Consider the following 16,803-nt stretch of genomic DNA (forward strand, 5'->3'; position numbering starts at 1 on the left):
TTGTTTTTGTTTGCTTTTATATTACAATGGGGCATAAGCCCCTTTGAATCTTAACCATTCTCCCCTAATTTTACAAATACTTTAGTTATATTTGTTTTTGAAACTTTTCCCACTATTTTTAGAAAATCTTTTCCATCTTTTGTGAGCTTATCTACTACTGGAATACTATCTACCTCATGTTCAATTATTTTTTTTGCCGCTGAATACGCTGTATCACCTTTTTCAATGAATATTATATTAGGCATTCTAGTCATAATAATTCCTACTGGTACTTTATGCATATCAGTACCACCCATGGCTATCTTAAGAAAATCTTTCCTTGAAATAGCACCTACTAATGTATCTCCTTCTTCTACAAAAAGAGTTCCTACATCATTTAAAAACAATTGAACAATAGCATCATAGACAGTAGTTTCCTCACTTACAACTACTGGTTTAGACATCATTTCTTCTACTTTTATTTTTCTTATGTAGTCATAAACAAGGCTATAAGAGGGTTTATTAGAATAAATATAACCTACTTTAGGTTTTGCATCTAATATTCCAGTCATTGTAAGTATTGCTAAATCGGGTCTTAATGCTGCTCTTGTAAGACCTAAATGTCCTGCAATTTTTTCACTAGTAATTGGTTGATGTTCCTTAACTAATCTTATTATTTCTTCTTGCCTATCTGTTAATTTTATAATGAACACCCTCTTTCTAAGTCATATTATAACATTTTTTAGTATTTTCCGTATTATTTACTAATTTAAAAATTATAATATATTTTACTTATAATATAAATTTCTTTATTTTTCATTAAATTTCTTTATTTTCTATTTTTATATTATCCTTATGTTTTTTAGTATTTATTAAGAATTTAATGTTAAAGCTGGCAATTTTAATGCCAGCTTTTATACTATTCATTTTTGTCATCATTTTCCTCATCGAAATCTACTGTATATTTATATACATTTTCGTATTCTTTGTTACCTTCTTTATTTCTCTTATTAAATTTTTCTTTAATATCACCACTAGCATCTTTTACTGCTTCTTTAATATCAGTACCAGCATCTTTCATTTTTTCTTTTACTTCATCAGCTGTAGTTTTAATTATTTTATTTACAACCTCAACACTACCATCACTTTTTGTTATTTCTATAGTTACTTTTGTAAATACTGCTGTTACCACTCCTGCTACAACTAAAGGCCACCATATTAATAAAGATAGGACTCCTGCTGCTACTCCCGCATTTACTGGAATATCAACAATAACTTTATCATCTTTCCTTATTTTAATTCTATTTACTTGTCCTTCCTTTATTAAATTTTTGATCCAATCTAGAAATTCATCTTTAGTAGTATACATATCCTCTTTATTTGAATTGTTCTCAATATATACAAGAGCATCTACTACATTCCCATTACAAATTTCTAAAGCTTCTTTTGCCTCTGTATAACTTACGCCTGTTCTTTCTCTAATTACATCAATCTTTTCTAAACTTATTTCACTCATTATTCTCAGCCTCCTTGAAGAAATTAAACATATTTAAACTTTTAGGAATTCTTTGATAACATTGGGAAATAATTTGAAATAGCACCTTAAAAATTTCTTTTTTAACCTCTGCATCAATATTTATTCTATAACATTTTTCTAGAGGAAATTTTATTAAATTTTTTAAGACATTATAAGCAGTATACCTTATGTATATTCCATTAGATTTAGAACATTCTTTACATACTCCTCCATAATATTGAAAGTTTATATAATTTGATACATCAATCTTTTTTCTACAAATACAACATCGATCTAAATTCAACTCATATCCTGTATATTTCAGTAATTTTACTTCAAAAGCCCTTGTTAATATTTCTATGTCTCCTACATTATTTTTTATAAAATAATATGCTATAACTAAAGTTTTGAATAATTCTCTATTACTTTCTTGTTCTACCATTGATATATCAATTAACTCATTTAAATAAGAGGTATATGTCAATGTTTCTAAGTTATTTAGAAATTGTTGAAATGAATCTATTACTTGCACTTCATTTATGGTATACATACTTTTACCTCTGTATATCACAAATTCACCAAAGCAAAAGGGTAGTGTAGAGGATATAAACTTACTTCTATTTTTTTTTGCACCTTTAGCTACCGCTGTTATTTTTCCCATTTTCTCTGTAAATAACCATACTAACTTGTCATTTTCCTTTAAATCCTGAGTTTTTAACACAATAGCTTTAGTTTTATAAATTGTCAGAAAATCATCTCCTATATATATTATAACCTATAATAGAAATTCTTTTCTAGAAAATTTAAATATAATTGTAAAATAATCTACACAAAGTATTATTTTATTTCTTATATCCAAGTTCCTTCAAGAAAAGTAAATTATCTCTCCATTCTTTTCTAACTTTTACCCATATATTTAATGAAACTTTTGTATCTAAAAATTTCTTTAAATCTTGCACCGCATATTTATTAATTTTTCTAAGCATTACTCCATCTTTTCCTATAATAATTCCTTTATGTGATTTTTTTTCACATATAATATTAGCTTCAATCTTATACTTTCCACTTTCAGTTTGTTTCATAGAAAGCACTTCTACTGCTATTCCATGTGGTACCTCTTCTCTGAGTAGTCTAAGAGCTTTTTCTCTTATAATTTCTGTTACAACAAACCTCTCCTGTACATCTGCTATCATGTCTTCTGGATAATACATAGGACCTTCTGGTAAGTAATCTATCATAAGCTTCTGTAAAGTATCCACATTCTTACCATTCATAGCAGATATAGGTATTATCTCTGCAAAATCATAATATTTTGAATAATTGTTTAAAGTTTGTGCAAGTCTATCTGGATTAGATTCATCTATTTTATTAACAACTAAAAACACTGGTTTTTTTGTACTTTTTAATTGTTCTAATATATACATATCTCCTTTTCCCAATTCAACATCTGCATTAGCTAAAAATAATATAACATCTACTTCTTTTATAGAATCCATAGCTATATCAACCATGTATTCTCCTAACTTATGCCTTGGCTTATGTATTCCTGGAGTATCTACAAATATCATTTGATAGTCTTTAGTTGTCAATATAGTTTGTATGTTATTTCTAGTTGTTTGAGGTTTACTTGATACTATTGATAACTTTTCTCCTAGTAAATAGTTTGTTAGTGTAGATTTTCCTACATTTGGTCTTCCAATTATTGTTACAAATCCTGATTTGAACATTATTTCCTCCTTATTTATGTAAATCTTTTTTAGTAAAAGCACCTGGTAATATGTCTTTTAAAGTTTTTACTAAATATTCGTTTTCATTTTTACCTACAATTATTTTAGTATTTTCGTCACTAAATTCTGATATAACCTGTCTGCATATACCACATGGATATGTGTATTCTTCTTCACTTCCTATTAATGCTAGTACTCTTATAGTACCATGTTCATCTGAAATAGCATTAAAAATAGCTGTTCTTTCTGCACAATTTGTTGCTCCATATGAAGCATTTTCTATATTACAACCAGTATATACTTTTCCATTACTCATTAATACTGCTGCTCCAACTTTAAAATTTGAATATGGTGAATATGCATTTTCCCTTGCCTCTTTAGCTTTTAACATTAATTCTTTGTATTCCATTTTATTACCTCCCTAAAAGAATGTACCTATATTTAATGTCGTATAACAATTATATCATTATTTTATGTGTTTTCAATATGATGTATATTAACTAATAATTCATTTTAATAGTTTAAATATGAATATAGTTAAAAATGTTCCAAATAGCGCTCCTAATATTACTTCTATTACAGAGTGAACTTCTGAATCTACCCTACTTTGAGCTAATATTATAGCTAATATATAACTTAATATTACAGCTAGAGGTTCATTCGTTAATAACGTAATAATCGTTGCTATAGAAAAACCTACTGCACTATGACCACTAGGCATACCACCTTTTAAAGGTGTACCCTCTCCATAAATAGCTTTTACTATTACAGTTGCTATACAAACAATTAATAAAATAATAAATATCATATATGTGTCAATATTTCTTACCTTATTTAGTATTACAAAATTTATTGAATTTAATTTATCCCAAAATAATACAAAACCAACAATTACAGCATTTAATGCAGTTATAAATACAGCTCCAGCCGCAACATTCTTTGCTATTTTCGCTAAGGGATGATAATAATTAGTTGTAGAATCTATAGTAAATTCAATAGCTGTATTTATCATTTCTGCTACAATCACCATAGTTATAGTTATTGTTAAAATCATTAATTCATATTTATTTATATCAATAAAGAAACAAAAAGTTAATATTATTAAAGTAGTTATCATATGTATTCTCATATTTCTTTGGGTTCTTATAGCATATATTACTCCTTCAATGGCATCATTAAAACTATCTACGATTTTCCTTTTAGTCTTCATATAACCCCACCTTTTTAGTTTAACAAACTACTTTTTTAGTTTAAAAATAGCCTCCGTAATATTGGGAGGCTATTTTTATCTGCTAATATTAAATTGATTTAATATTTCTTCTTCTCTTTTACGCATAATCTTCTTTTCATCCTCTTCCATATGGTCATATCCTAAAAGATGTAATATAGAATGAACTGTTAAATATGCTGCCTCTCTTAAAAACGAATGGCCATATTCTTCACTTTGTTCCATTGCTCTTTCAAGTGATAATACTATGTCTCCAAGTACTAAGTTTCCATCATCAAAATAACTATCATCAAAGTCATACCCAACATAAACATCTTTATACACTTTTCCCTCAGGGTAATCAATTAATGGAAATGATAATACATCTGTAACACTATCAATGCTTCTTTGCTCTGCATTGATTTCTTTTATTGAATTATTATCAACAAAAATTATACTTATTTCATAATCACTCTCAACTTTTTCTTGTCTTAATGCATATTCAACAATACTATTTATATTCGATTTTAATTCTTCAGTTACTTCTATTTTTTCTTGTCTATTGTCTATGTAAATCATAATATATCCTCTTTTCTTGTTAAACTATTTTCTTTTTTCTGCCCATTTATCAGTAGGATACTCAATTCTTTGATGATATATTCCACTTAAAACTTTCAAAAATGCTCTTCTTATTTTATCCAAATCTCTCAATGTTAAATCACAATTATCTAGTTGTTCTTCTGAAAGTCTACCCTTAATAATCTTATTTACCATCTCTTCTATTTTTCCCTTAGTTGGACCGTTTATAGATCGTACTGCCGCCTCAACACTATCTGCTAACATAACTATTGCAGCTTCTTTAGTCTTTGGAATTGGGCCTAAATATCTAAATTCTTCTTCATTTACTTCATCAGGATTATCACTAGCATTCTTCATTGTTAAATAAAAATATTTAACTAAAGAAGTACCGTGATGTTGCTGAATAATATCTTGTATAACCTTTGGAATTTTATATTCTTTTGCCAATTCTAATCCATCTTTAACATGAGAAATTATTATTAAAGTACTTAAATTTGGTGTTATTTTATCATGTGGATTTTCTCCACCTAATTGATTTTCTTTAAAAAAGTATGGTCTTTTTATTTTTCCAACATCATGATAATATGCACTTACTCTAGCAAGTACAGGATTTCCTCCCACAGTTTCTGCAGCAGCTTCAGCTAAATTTCCAACAAGAACACTATGGTGATACGTACCTGGAGCTTCCAATAAAAGTTTCTTTAATAATGGATTGTTAGGATTAGATAATTCTAATAATTTTATAGTAGTAACAATATCAAATGTACTCTCAAAAAACGGTAGAAATCCTATAGTGAGTACACCTGAAATTATACTTGCAACAAATACATATCCTGATCTTTTAGATACTTCTACAACATTATCACTTAATAAAAATCCTATAGAAAACATAAGTATTATATTTATTATGGCTATATATATTGAAGAATATAGTATATCATTTCTTTGCTGCATTTTCCTAAGTATAATAGCTCCAACCACAGAACTTATTACAGCAATTAATGTAACCTCTACTTTAAATCCTACTACTGTACTTATAAGTACACAATTTACTACATTTATTGTAAGAGAAACTTTATGTTCAATCAAAAGTGTCATAAGCATTGGCACACAAGCTAATGGCACCAAAAATGGTGATATAATACTAAGAGTTCTTGCAAGTACTAATGATATGCAAATCAAGATATTTATTAATACTAATTTACTATCATCTTCATAAACTTCTTTATGATATTTATATAGATAAAACCATTCAAAAGTCATAATAAGTAATATAAGTATTCCTAAACTTATATATATATATAATTCGAAATGATTTTTATCATCCAAAAGACCTAAGCTCTTAAGAAGTTCTATTTGATATTTTTGTACTGGTTCTCCTTCTTTTACTATTATTTGATCTTTTTTAATCATTACTGGTTGTATTTCCCTTAAAGTTTTTTCTTTTAATTTTTCAGTTTCTTGTTCATCAGGAAAATAATTTGATTTAATTTCCATATATCCAATTGTTTTTGCTAATTGCTTAGCTTTTTCGGAAAGGTCTGAACTGTTAACTCTAAAATTTATAGTTTCCCTAGCTTCTTTAATATCACCTTTTTCCCCTTCTTTTATTTTATTGTCATATACTTCATTCATTGTTTCTCTTAATACAACACTTAATGCACTAATTTCTTGTTCACTTAATTTTAATAGTTTATCAATATTGTCGTTTGACAAACCTATAGGTGAATTACTTTTAATATATTCTGTCTTTTCTTTATAAGCATTTTCTTTATCTACATCTGCTACATCTTTTAATGCTTTTTTAGCTTCTGAACATTTAGCAAATAAAATATTTAAATTCTTTAGTACATTTTCTTTAACTGATTTATCTACAGAATATACTGGTTTTATACTTTTAATAGCCTGGTCTCTTATAGCTTTTGAACTTATCTCATCTTTAACCTCCCTAGGAGCCTTAATATCTTTTTTAGCAATATTGCCCTCTTTTAAATTATATTTTTCAGTAACTAGGGATGTTGCCATTATTAAATAAATAAAGATAAACGCTAAAATAAAAATTGTACACTTCTTAGATTTCTCACTTTTCATAAACTTTGTTAGTCTATTTTTTCTCATACTGCCGCTCTCCTTTATGTTCAATAACAATTTTTAATCATTTTTGAACATCTTTAAGTATATCTATTTTTTTCTCAACTGCTATATTTTCTTCTGCTATCACCAAAAGTCTAACTTTATACTTTCCATTTTCATATTTTGTATCAACTATTTGATCAACTATTTTAACACATTGTCCCATATTCCTTATTATATCAGAATACAACTCTTTCACCGTTTTGTCAATTATTTCCTCTTTGCTAAATCGTTTCTCTGCTTCTTTTACTTCATAGTATACCTCTTTTTTTATAACTTTGTCATTATCTACTATTTTATCATAACTCTTAAATTTATTTAAACTATTTTTTAGGTAAATTTTCTTATTTCCTAAAGTAATGTACAAGTTTTCTATTTTATTACCAGTTCTCTTTCTTTCTTGTATAGTTGTAGGAACTTCTTTTATTTTTTCATAAAAAGTTTTTGCTATAACATCACCTTTAGCATGTACTTGATAAGTTTCTCCTTCTTTTCCTTGTTCACCTTTTACTAACACATCTCCTTCTTTCACTATAACCCCTGGTTCAACTGCTGAAGTTCCTGAAGTAGTATAAACTCTTACTATTTCACCATCTTTTTTAGCAACCAGTTCACAAACATCTGTATCTTTTATTACTTTAGGTGGTGATTGATTTTCAAATATTTGTAAATCCAAATTAACTCCTTCAACTCTAACTTTTACCCATGAAATATTATTATTGTCTTTTAATATTTTTTTCTCTAATTCATGAACATTTACTCCATGTTTTCTTATTCCAGATTTTATTCCATATTTTTTTAATTGCTGTCTTATCTCATATGGCGAAATATATTTTTCTGTATTAATATTTATCTTCCATATAAAAGTAGATAAATAATACATTAATGATATAAATATAATACACCCCAAAATTGATGCTATTACTTTATTTCGCTTTATAATCCAAAAAGATATACCTTGGCGCTTCAATATCCGTATTTTAGTATTTGTCCTTTGTGATATTTCTTTTATTTTATAATAATCTTTTAATTTTATCTTCATACACATAGTAGTTATATTTTTTCTCTTAATTTGTTCTACATATATTCCATTTTTCCATAACAAATTTACAAATTTTTCAGGTATTAGTGATTGTATCTCTAATAGGATTGTACCTTTTTTATATTTATTCAAATTAATTTTACTCATGACCATCATACACTATAGATTTAAATTTACCACTTAATGTTATAGTGCTTCCCCCAATAAACAATATTTCAAATTTATTTCCTATTACAGATATAACACCTATAGTTGAATTTATTTTTATTATTTTTTCTTCAAAAAGCACAATTCCTTTATGATTTTCAATTGTAATTTCATTATCACCAGTTATTATTATTTTAGGTAAATCCAAGATTATATCTCTAGGTAATTCTAATTTATCTGCAATAACTTGCTTAGTTCTATAAAATTTATCCTCCACTTTATCACCTCATTTTAGTACTTCATATTAAACTTATGAAGGATAAATTCAATAAATGACAATTTGGGTAAAAATAAAAAGGTTCAGTAAAACTGAACCTCTAATCATTCAAATATTCTTTTACAATTTGGTTAACAAGTTTTCCATCTGTTCTTCCTTTGACCTTAGGCATTACAGCTGTCATAACTTTTCCCATATCTTTCATGCTATTTGCTCCTATTTCTTCAACTGCTATTTTTACGATTTCAAGAATTTCTTCCCGTGTCAACTGCTGAGGAAGGTAATTCATTAAGATCTTGATTTCTGCATTAGCATCATCTATTAGATCTTGTCTATTCCCCTTTTTAAATTCTTCAATAGCATCACGTCGTTGTTTTACTTCCTTACTTAAGATTTCAACAATTTTTTCATCATTGACAGTACCATTACCACTCTTTTCAACTTGAAGCACAGCGGCTTTTGCCATACTTATAACACCAGCTTTGAATTTATCTCTGCTCTTAAGCGCTATTTTCCAATCTTGTTGTAATCTCTCTTTAAGGGACATACTCGTACCTTCTTTCAAATTTATATAACCTTATTATTATCTATGTTTTCTTTTTCTTGCTGCTTCAGATTTCTTTTTTCTCTTTACACTTGGCTTTTCATAGTGTTCTCTTTTTCTTACTTCAGAAAGAACACCTGATTTTGCGCATTGTCTTTTAAATCTTTTTAAAGCACTTTCAAGAGATTCATTTTCTCTTACTTTTATTTCTGACATCTATTTTCCCTCCCTCCGCTAGCCAATTTAGTTAAAATGTAAAACAGCTGATTACTCAGGGCATAAATAGCACATTTTTTATTATACAATATTATTTAACAATATGTCAATATCCTTTTTTAGATTAACCTGGTGGCCATTGAAGATTTCTTCCAGCAAGCATATGAAAATGTACATGTTCAACAGTTTGACCACCATCAACTCCACAGTTCGTTACTACCCTATATCCATTTTCACTTACTCCTAATTCTCTAGCTAGTTCTTGCACTTTCATAAACACATGTGCAATAATCTGCGCATCATCTTTACTTAATTCATTTAAACTAGTAATATGCTTTTTAGGTATAATTAGGATGTGAACAGGTGCTTGTGGTTCGATATCTTTAAAAACTAAAATTTTATCATCTTCATATACCTTATTGCTTGGTATTTCTCCTTTGATTATTTTACAAAATATACAATCATTCATTATAATTCACCTCCTCACTAAAAATTAATATTCAACATTTTTTTTAAAATTCCTTCTTAAACTACAAATGAAATTACATTTATAATAATATTTTTCCTTGTGCATTTCCGTCTTTTATTCCTGTTATTTCAGTTGTAATTATCTTATCCTTTACGTTACATTCACATTCTGCAACTACTTTTATGTAGTTTTCAGTATAGCCTTCATATAATTTTTCATTGTTATTGTAATTTTGTTCAAATAAAACTTTTAGATTTTTACCAATAAATTTTTTTATAAATTCTTGTTCTAGTTTTTTATCTAATTCAATTAATTTATGACTTCTGTCTTCTTTAATGTTACCATCTACTTGATTTTTCATAGAAGCTGCTTTAGTTCCTTTTCTTGGGCTATACTTAAATATATGCATTTTTGATAATTTAATTGTATCTAAAAATTCATAAGTTTTATTAAATTCTTCTTCTGTTTCTCCTGGAAAACCAACTATAACATCTGTAGTTATGGAGACATTTTTTATGTATTTTCTTAAATTCATAACAGCATTTTTGTACTCCTCTGAAGTATACCTTCTATTCATTCTTTTTAAAGTTTCATCACACCCACTTTGAAGTGATAAATGAAAATGTGGACACATTTTTTCTAATGATGCTATTCTCTTTATTACATCTTCTTTAAAAAATGTAGGATCAATAGAACCTATTCTAATTCTGCGTATTCCTTCAACTTTATTGACTTCTTCTAAGATTTTTAATAAATCCCATTCACCCTCTAAGTCTACTCCATATGACGCTATATGTATTCCAGACAAAATAATTTCCTCAAAACCATGTTGTGCAAGTTTTTTTACTTCTTCTAATACTTTATCAGGCTTTTTACTACAAACTGCACCTCTTGCAAAAGGTATTAGACAATATGAGCAAAATCTATTACATCCATCTTGAATCTTTAAAAATGCTCTTGTTTTATCTTGATACTCTTCAATATTTAAATCTTCAAATACTTTATTTTTTAAAACATCATTAACTACTATAAATTGCTTTTTTTCCTCTTTTGCTCTATTTACCCAATATACTATTTCACCCTTATTCCTTGTACCTAAAACAACGTCTACGCCTTCTATAGTTGATATTTCTTTTGATGCAATTTGTGCATAACATCCTACTACAGCTACTACAGAGTTCTTATTATTTTTTTTAGCTCTTCTTATCATTTGTCTAGATTTTTTATCACCCATATTAGTAACTGTACAAGTATTTATAACATACACATCGGCAAAATCATCAAACTCAACAATATCATAACCTTCTTTTATGAATTTTTCTATCATTGCTTCTGTTTCATATAAATTAACTCTACATCCTAATGTATTAAAAGCAGCTTTCATTATACAACTCCTCCTAAATCACCTAGTTCATACATTATCAAACTAGAACATACAAAGCCTGCTGTTTCAGTTCTTAAAATCCTAGGGCCAAGAGTAACAATATATGCTCCTATTTCTTTAAGATTTGATATTTCTTCTTCCTCAAATCCACCTTCTGGACCTATAACTACAGCAATATTTTTTACATCTTCACTTTTCACATCTGAAATCATTTTTCTAATTCCATAACCTTGTTGATTTTCATATGGAACTACTATTAAATCATAGTTCTTTATTTCTTCCAAAAATAAATTAAACTCAATTGGTTCATTTACTTTAGGAACTAAACTTCTTTTGCACTGTTTACATGCTTCTAATGCAATTCTGTTCCACCGTTCAGTTTTTTTGAAATCTTTCATTCCATTTTTAACAACTACTCTTTTAGTTATAATAGGTGTTATCTCTTTAACTCCTAATTCCGTACTTTTTTGAACTATCAAATCCATTTTTGAAGCTTTTGGTAATCCTTGAAATAAAGTAATATTAATTTCACTTTCTCTATTAATTTTTATCTCTTCAATTATATTTGCTATTACCTGCTTCTTATTAATACTCTCAATTTCTGCTATATATTCTTTTCCTAAACAATTATTTATATTTATTTTCTCACCACATGAGAGTCTTAATACTTTATATATATGTTTTACATCTTCACCCTCAATAAAAGCTTTATTTTCAATTATTTTATGAGCAGAAACAAAAAATTTATACACTTTATTTCTTCCTTTCTTTAGCAACTATACAACACCATTCTCCATCTACATTTACTTCTATAATTTCAAAATTACATTCTGTAAGTTTTTTAATTACTTCATCTTTTCTTTCCACCAAAATTCCAGATGATATAAAATATCCATTATCTTTTATGAATCTTCCTACATCTTCACTAAGCATAATTATTACATCTGCTATTATATTTGCTATTACTATATCTGCTTCTCCATCTACAACATCCATTAAATTTCCATGTAATATTTCTATATTATCTATATCATTATAAGAAACATTCTTTTTAGCTGAATCTACAGCTACAGGGTCTAAATCTACGCCTATTGCCTTCTTAGCTTTTAACTTAGCGGCTGAGATAGAAAGTATCCCTGAACCTGTTCCTATATCAAATACTATGGAATCTTCTTTTACGTATTTCTCCAAAGCTTTAATACACATTCTAGTAGTTTCATGAGTTCCTGTTCCAAAAGCCATACCAGGATCAAGTTCTACTACTATTTCATCATTTTCCACTTTATATTTCTCCCACAAAGGTTTAACTACGACTCTTTCTCCTACTTTAGTTGGTTTATAATATTTTTTCCAATTATTCTCCCAATCTTCTTCATTAACTTTGTTTGAGGTTACAATTCCTTCACCTTCATCAATATCAAAATTGTGTAAATTTTTCACGCTTTTTTCTATATATTTAAAATATGTATCAAATTTTTCATCATTTTTATAATATCCTTTAATTACAGCTCCACTCTTAATATTTAATAATTTTTCATCAAAATAATCCCAATCACCAGGATTTTTCTTTTTAAACTCTATATCTTGCGAATCCTGTATTGCAATACCTTGAACTCCTGTATTATATAATATTCCTGAAACTGGTTCTACTGCTTCACTGCTTGTTATAATAGTAACTTCTATCCACTCTTTACTTGGCATTGTACTTCCCCCATATTACTTTATATTATTATTTTGAACATACATTTACTATATTATCACATATTCTTCACTATATGTAGTTTTTTTTCTATAAATAATTCCGCCCAATTATGACATTTGTCTACTGGACGGAACATTGATTATTATTTAAAAGATTGCTTTATCTTATCCATGAAAGATTGTTTTTTTTCGTCTTCAACTTTTTCTCCACTAATTTCCATAAACTGAATTAAAGCTCGTTTTTGATCATCATTTAATTTTTTAGGTACATCAACTATTACTTTTACGTACTGATCTCCTCTACCATTACTATTAACTCGAGGAATACCCTTACCTTTTAATCTAAACACTGTTCCAGATTGAGTACCAGATGGTACTTTATATTTAACACTACCATCTACAGTTGGTACCTTTATTTCTGCACCTAACACAGCTTTACCAAAACTTATATGAGCGTCTATATGAATATTACTTCCATCTCTCTTAAATGTAGCATGTGGTCTAACTCTTATGTTTACATAAAGATCTCCAGCTGGACCCCCATTAACTCCTGGTTCTCCCTGTCCTCTTATTGGAAGTATATTACCATTATCTACTCCTGCTGGAATATTAACTTTTATTTTTTTCTTTTTCCTAATTGAACCTTTTCCAAAACAATGAGCACATTTTTCTTTTATTATCTTTCCACTTCCACCACATTTATCACATGTAGTAACACTTACAAAACTTCCTAAAGGTGTATTTCTTTGAACTTTTACTTGACCACTTCCACCGCATTTATCACATGTTACAGGTGAAGTTCCAGATTTAGCTCCTGTTCCATTACACTTTTCACATTTTTCATTCTTGGTTATTAATATTTCTTTTTCTACACCAAAAACAGCTTCTTCAAAAGTTAATGTTACATCATACTCTAAATCATTTCCTTTTTGAGGACCATTTCTTCTTCTTGATGATGAAAAGCCTCCACCAAAGAAAGAGTCAAATATATCAGAAAAACCTCCCATATCGGAAAAATCAAAACCACCAAAACCACCGTATCCTCCATCTGCACCATTAAAATCTGTTGTACCAAATTGATCATATTGTGATCTTTTTTGAGAATCTGATAAAACCTGATAAGCTTCATTTACTTCTTTAAATTTTTCTTCCGCCTCTTTATCATCAGGGTTTCTATCTGGATGGTATTTCAATGCTGCTTTTCTAAAAGCTTTTTTTATTTCTTCGTCACTTGCTCCTTTTTCTATTCCTAGAACTTCATAATAATCCTTTTTTGCCACTATTTCCTTCACCACCTAATAACCCAAATTAAGGGAAGGGTATTTACCCATCCCTTATATATCTATATTCATGTCTTTATTTAATGTTATTATTTGTCATCTTCTACTTTATAATCTGCATCTACTACATTATCATCATCTTTAGCTCCACCAGCATTAGCATTTCCGCCCATATTTGGGTCTGCACCTGCTGCTTGACCTTGAGGATTTTCTTGTTGATATATTTTTGAAGATATTGCATAGAATGCTTGAGTTAATTCTTCTTGAGCTTTTTTAATAGCTTCTACATCTTCTCCATCTTTTACTTTCTTTAAATTGTCAATTTTAGATTGAATATCAGATTTTTCTTGTTCTGATACTTTATCTCCTAAATCTTTTAGTGTTTTTTCAGTCTGATATGCTACTTGTTCTGCATTATTTTTAGCTTCTATTAAATCTTTTTTCTGTTTATCTGATTCAGCATTTTTTTCTGCTTCTTTTACAGCCTTATCCACTTCATCATCATTTAAATTTGTAGAAGCTGTGATTGTAATTTTAGCTTCTTTACCAGTTCCTTTATCTTTTGCTGAAACATTTAATATACCATTAGCATCTATATCAAATGTAACTTCTATTTGAGGTACTCCTCTTCTAGCTGGTGGTATATCTGAAAGTTGGAATCTTCCAAGTGTCTTATTATCAGCAGCCATTTGTCTTTCACCTTGTACTATGTGAATTTCAACTGAAGTTTGATTATCTGCTGCTGTTGAGAATACTTGGCTTTTCTTAGTTGGTATAGTTGTATTTCTTGCAATTAATGAAGTTGATACTCCACCTAATGTTTCTATTCCTAAAGTCAATGGAGTTACATCTAATAATAATACATCTTTAACATCACCTGAAAGTACACCAGCTTGTATTGCTGCTCCTAATGCAACACATTCATCAGGGTTAACACCTTTAGTTGGTTCTTTTCCAGTAAAGTTCTTAACAGCTTCTTGTACTGCTGGAATTCTAGTTGAACCTCCAACAAGAACTATTTTATCAATATCATTAACTGAAAGAGAAGCATCTTGAAGAGATTTTCTTATTGGTTCTATTGTAGCTTCTACTAAATCTGCTGTTATTTCATTAAATTTAGCTCTGCTTAAATTCATATCTATATGTTTTGGACCAGTTGCATCAGCAGTTATAAATGGTAAATTTATATTTGTTTGCATTGATGATGATAATTCAATTTTTGCTTTTTCAGCAGCTTCTTTTAATCTTTGAAGTGCCATCTTATCATTTCTTAAATCAATTCCATTTTCTGATTTAAAAGTTTCTGCTATATAATCCATTACTCTGTTATCAAAGTCATCTCCACCAAGACTAGTGTTACCATTTGTTGCCTTGACTTCAAATACACCATCACCTAACTCTAGTATTGATACATCAAATGTACCTCCACCTAAGTCATATACACATATTTTTTGGTTTGAATCCATTTTGTCAAGTCCATAAGCAAGTGATGCTGCTGTTGGCTCATTTATTATTCTTAAAACTTCTAATCCAGCTATTTTTCCTGCATTCTTTGTTGCTTGTCTTTGGCTATCATTAAAATAAGCTGGTACAGTTATAACTGCTTGAGTTATTTTTTCTCCAAGATAAGCTTCTGCATCAGCTTTCATTTTTTGAAGTACTATTGCTGATATTTCTTCTGGAGAATATTTTTTATCATCTATGTTTACTCTATAATCTGTACCCATATGCCTTTTAATGGATATGATAGTCTTATCAGGATTTGTTATTGCTTGTCTTTTTGCAACTTGACCAACAAGTCTACTACCATCTTTTTGAAAAGAAACTACTGATGGAGTTGTTCTTGCACCTTCTGCATTAGTTATAACAGTAGGATCTCCACCTTCCATAACAGCTACACATGAGTTAGTTGTTCCCAAATCAATACCTATTATTTTTCCCATTTTTTTGGCCTCCTTAATTTTTGTACTAGTTGGCAACTTTTACCATACTATATCTTATAACTTTTTCACCTTTTTGGTATCCCTTTTGGAATACTTCAACAATTTCATTTTCTTTATATTTGTCATCTTCAACATGCATTACTGCATTATGAAGATTAGGATCAAACCCATTATCTGTTGAAATTTCTTCAACTCCTAATTTATCAAAACTTTCTTGTAACTGTTTTACGGTAATTTCTATTCCTTTTTTCAAATCTTCAACATTACCATCTACATCAACAGCTCTTTCTAAATTATCCATTACTGGAAGTACAGTTTTCAAAATATCTTCACATGCATCAGTATAGATTCTCTCTTTTTCTTTTGATGTTCTCTTTCTGTAATTATCATACTCTGCTGTAGTTCTTTCTAATCTATCTTTCAATGAATCAAGTTGATTGGATAATTTATCATTTTCATCCTTAGTTTTATTATTTTCATCTTTTAATTTTTCTATTAAACTTTGTTCAGTTTCTTGTTCTTCTTCTTCCTCTTCTTCATTACTATGTAAAACTTCTTCTACATCATCAACTTTTTCACCTGAAAATTCAGTATCATTTTCTAAATTTTTATTTTCCTCATTATCCATACTAGGACTATCTTTTTTTAAATTTTCATTT

Annotated in this window: 19 protein-coding genes; all 19 read right to left on the reverse strand. The window is 28.3% G+C overall.

All coding sequences use genetic code 11. The features are described 5' to 3' along the window. Window positions 1-50: 50 nt before the first annotated feature. Window positions 51-683, reverse strand: coding sequence for a CBS domain-containing protein (locus ACFIJ5_RS12025; protein ID WP_379809603.1), 633 nt, complete (start codon window positions 681-683; stop codon window positions 51-53). Between the two features lie 215 nt (window positions 684-898). Continuing rightward, on the reverse strand, window positions 899-1,495 hold the full coding sequence (locus ACFIJ5_RS12030) for a DUF4342 domain-containing protein (RefSeq protein ID WP_379807332.1): 597 nt from the start codon (window positions 1,493-1,495) through the stop codon (window positions 899-901). Further along, window positions 1,488-2,258 (reverse strand): DNA repair protein RecO, encoded by a 771-nt coding sequence (gene recO, locus ACFIJ5_RS12035; protein ID WP_379809604.1) that lies wholly within the window; start codon window positions 2,256-2,258, stop codon window positions 1,488-1,490. Before recO ends, ACFIJ5_RS12030 begins: the two co-directional genes overlap by 8 nt. 79 nt (window positions 2,259-2,337) lie before the next feature. Next, entirely contained in the window at window positions 2,338-3,222 is an 885-nt protein-coding gene (gene era / locus ACFIJ5_RS12040; RefSeq protein ID WP_379807334.1) for a GTPase Era, read from the reverse strand. Between the two features lie 10 nt (window positions 3,223-3,232). Further along, window positions 3,233-3,631, reverse strand: a complete 399-nt coding sequence (locus tag ACFIJ5_RS12045; RefSeq protein ID WP_379807336.1) for a cytidine deaminase — start codon at window positions 3,629-3,631, stop codon at window positions 3,233-3,235. 99 nt (window positions 3,632-3,730) lie between these two features. Continuing rightward, window positions 3,731-4,432 (reverse strand): diacylglycerol kinase, encoded by a 702-nt coding sequence (locus ACFIJ5_RS12050; protein ID WP_379807338.1) that lies wholly within the window; start codon window positions 4,430-4,432, stop codon window positions 3,731-3,733. 75 nt (window positions 4,433-4,507) lie between these two features. After that, complete coding sequence (gene ybeY, locus ACFIJ5_RS12055; RefSeq protein WP_379807340.1) at window positions 4,508-5,008, reverse strand: rRNA maturation RNase YbeY; 501 nt, start codon at window positions 5,006-5,008, stop codon at window positions 4,508-4,510. Window positions 5,009-5,032: 24 nt separating this feature from the next. Beyond that, window positions 5,033-7,126, reverse strand: a complete 2,094-nt coding sequence (locus tag ACFIJ5_RS12060) for an HD family phosphohydrolase (protein ID WP_379807342.1) — start codon at window positions 7,124-7,126, stop codon at window positions 5,033-5,035. 37 nt (window positions 7,127-7,163) lie between these two features. After that, on the reverse strand, window positions 7,164-8,330 hold the full coding sequence (gene yqfD / locus ACFIJ5_RS12065; protein ID WP_404660536.1) for a sporulation protein YqfD: 1,167 nt from the start codon (window positions 8,328-8,330) through the stop codon (window positions 7,164-7,166). After that, window positions 8,323-8,607, reverse strand: a complete 285-nt coding sequence (gene yqfC / locus ACFIJ5_RS12070; protein WP_379807346.1) for a sporulation protein YqfC — start codon at window positions 8,605-8,607, stop codon at window positions 8,323-8,325. The genes yqfD and yqfC overlap by 8 nt, the downstream gene beginning before the upstream one ends. Before the next feature lie 100 nt (window positions 8,608-8,707). Then, a complete protein-coding gene (locus ACFIJ5_RS12075) occupies window positions 8,708-9,154 on the reverse strand; it encodes a GatB/YqeY domain-containing protein (RefSeq protein WP_379807348.1) in 447 nt (148 codons plus the stop codon). A gap of 36 nt (window positions 9,155-9,190) precedes the next feature. After that, entirely contained in the window at window positions 9,191-9,367 is a 177-nt protein-coding gene (gene rpsU, locus ACFIJ5_RS12080) for a 30S ribosomal protein S21 (RefSeq protein ID WP_379807350.1), read from the reverse strand. A gap of 124 nt (window positions 9,368-9,491) precedes the next feature. Further along, window positions 9,492-9,836 (reverse strand): histidine triad nucleotide-binding protein, encoded by a 345-nt coding sequence (locus ACFIJ5_RS12085; RefSeq protein ID WP_379807352.1) that lies wholly within the window; start codon window positions 9,834-9,836, stop codon window positions 9,492-9,494. Between the two features lie 79 nt (window positions 9,837-9,915). After that, the gene (gene mtaB, locus ACFIJ5_RS12090; protein WP_379807354.1) at window positions 9,916-11,220 is read right to left on the reverse strand and encodes a tRNA (N(6)-L-threonylcarbamoyladenosine(37)-C(2))-methylthiotransferase MtaB; all 1,305 of its coding nucleotides are present in this window, start codon (window positions 11,218-11,220) and stop codon (window positions 9,916-9,918) included. Then, the gene (locus tag ACFIJ5_RS12095; RefSeq protein ID WP_379807356.1) at window positions 11,220-11,972 is read right to left on the reverse strand and encodes a 16S rRNA (uracil(1498)-N(3))-methyltransferase; all 753 of its coding nucleotides are present in this window, start codon (window positions 11,970-11,972) and stop codon (window positions 11,220-11,222) included. Before ACFIJ5_RS12095 ends, mtaB begins: the two co-directional genes overlap by 1 nt. Before the next feature lies 1 nt (window position 11,973). Further along, a complete protein-coding gene (prmA, locus tag ACFIJ5_RS12100) occupies window positions 11,974-12,921 on the reverse strand; it encodes a 50S ribosomal protein L11 methyltransferase (RefSeq protein WP_379807358.1) in 948 nt (315 codons plus the stop codon). A gap of 143 nt (window positions 12,922-13,064) precedes the next feature. After that, window positions 13,065-14,201 (reverse strand): molecular chaperone DnaJ, encoded by a 1,137-nt coding sequence (gene dnaJ, locus ACFIJ5_RS12105; RefSeq protein ID WP_379807360.1) that lies wholly within the window; start codon window positions 14,199-14,201, stop codon window positions 13,065-13,067. A gap of 89 nt (window positions 14,202-14,290) precedes the next feature. Further along, a complete protein-coding gene (gene dnaK, locus ACFIJ5_RS12110) occupies window positions 14,291-16,144 on the reverse strand; it encodes a molecular chaperone DnaK (protein ID WP_379807362.1) in 1,854 nt (617 codons plus the stop codon). Window positions 16,145-16,169: 25 nt separating this feature from the next. After that, complete coding sequence (gene grpE / locus ACFIJ5_RS12115; protein ID WP_379809605.1) at window positions 16,170-16,772, reverse strand: nucleotide exchange factor GrpE; 603 nt, start codon at window positions 16,770-16,772, stop codon at window positions 16,170-16,172. Between the last annotated feature and the right edge of the window lie 31 nt (window positions 16,773-16,803).

It is taken from the genome of Haloimpatiens myeolchijeotgali (assembly GCF_042688525.2).
Classification (GTDB): Bacteria; Bacillota; Clostridia; order Clostridiales; family Clostridiaceae; genus Haloimpatiens.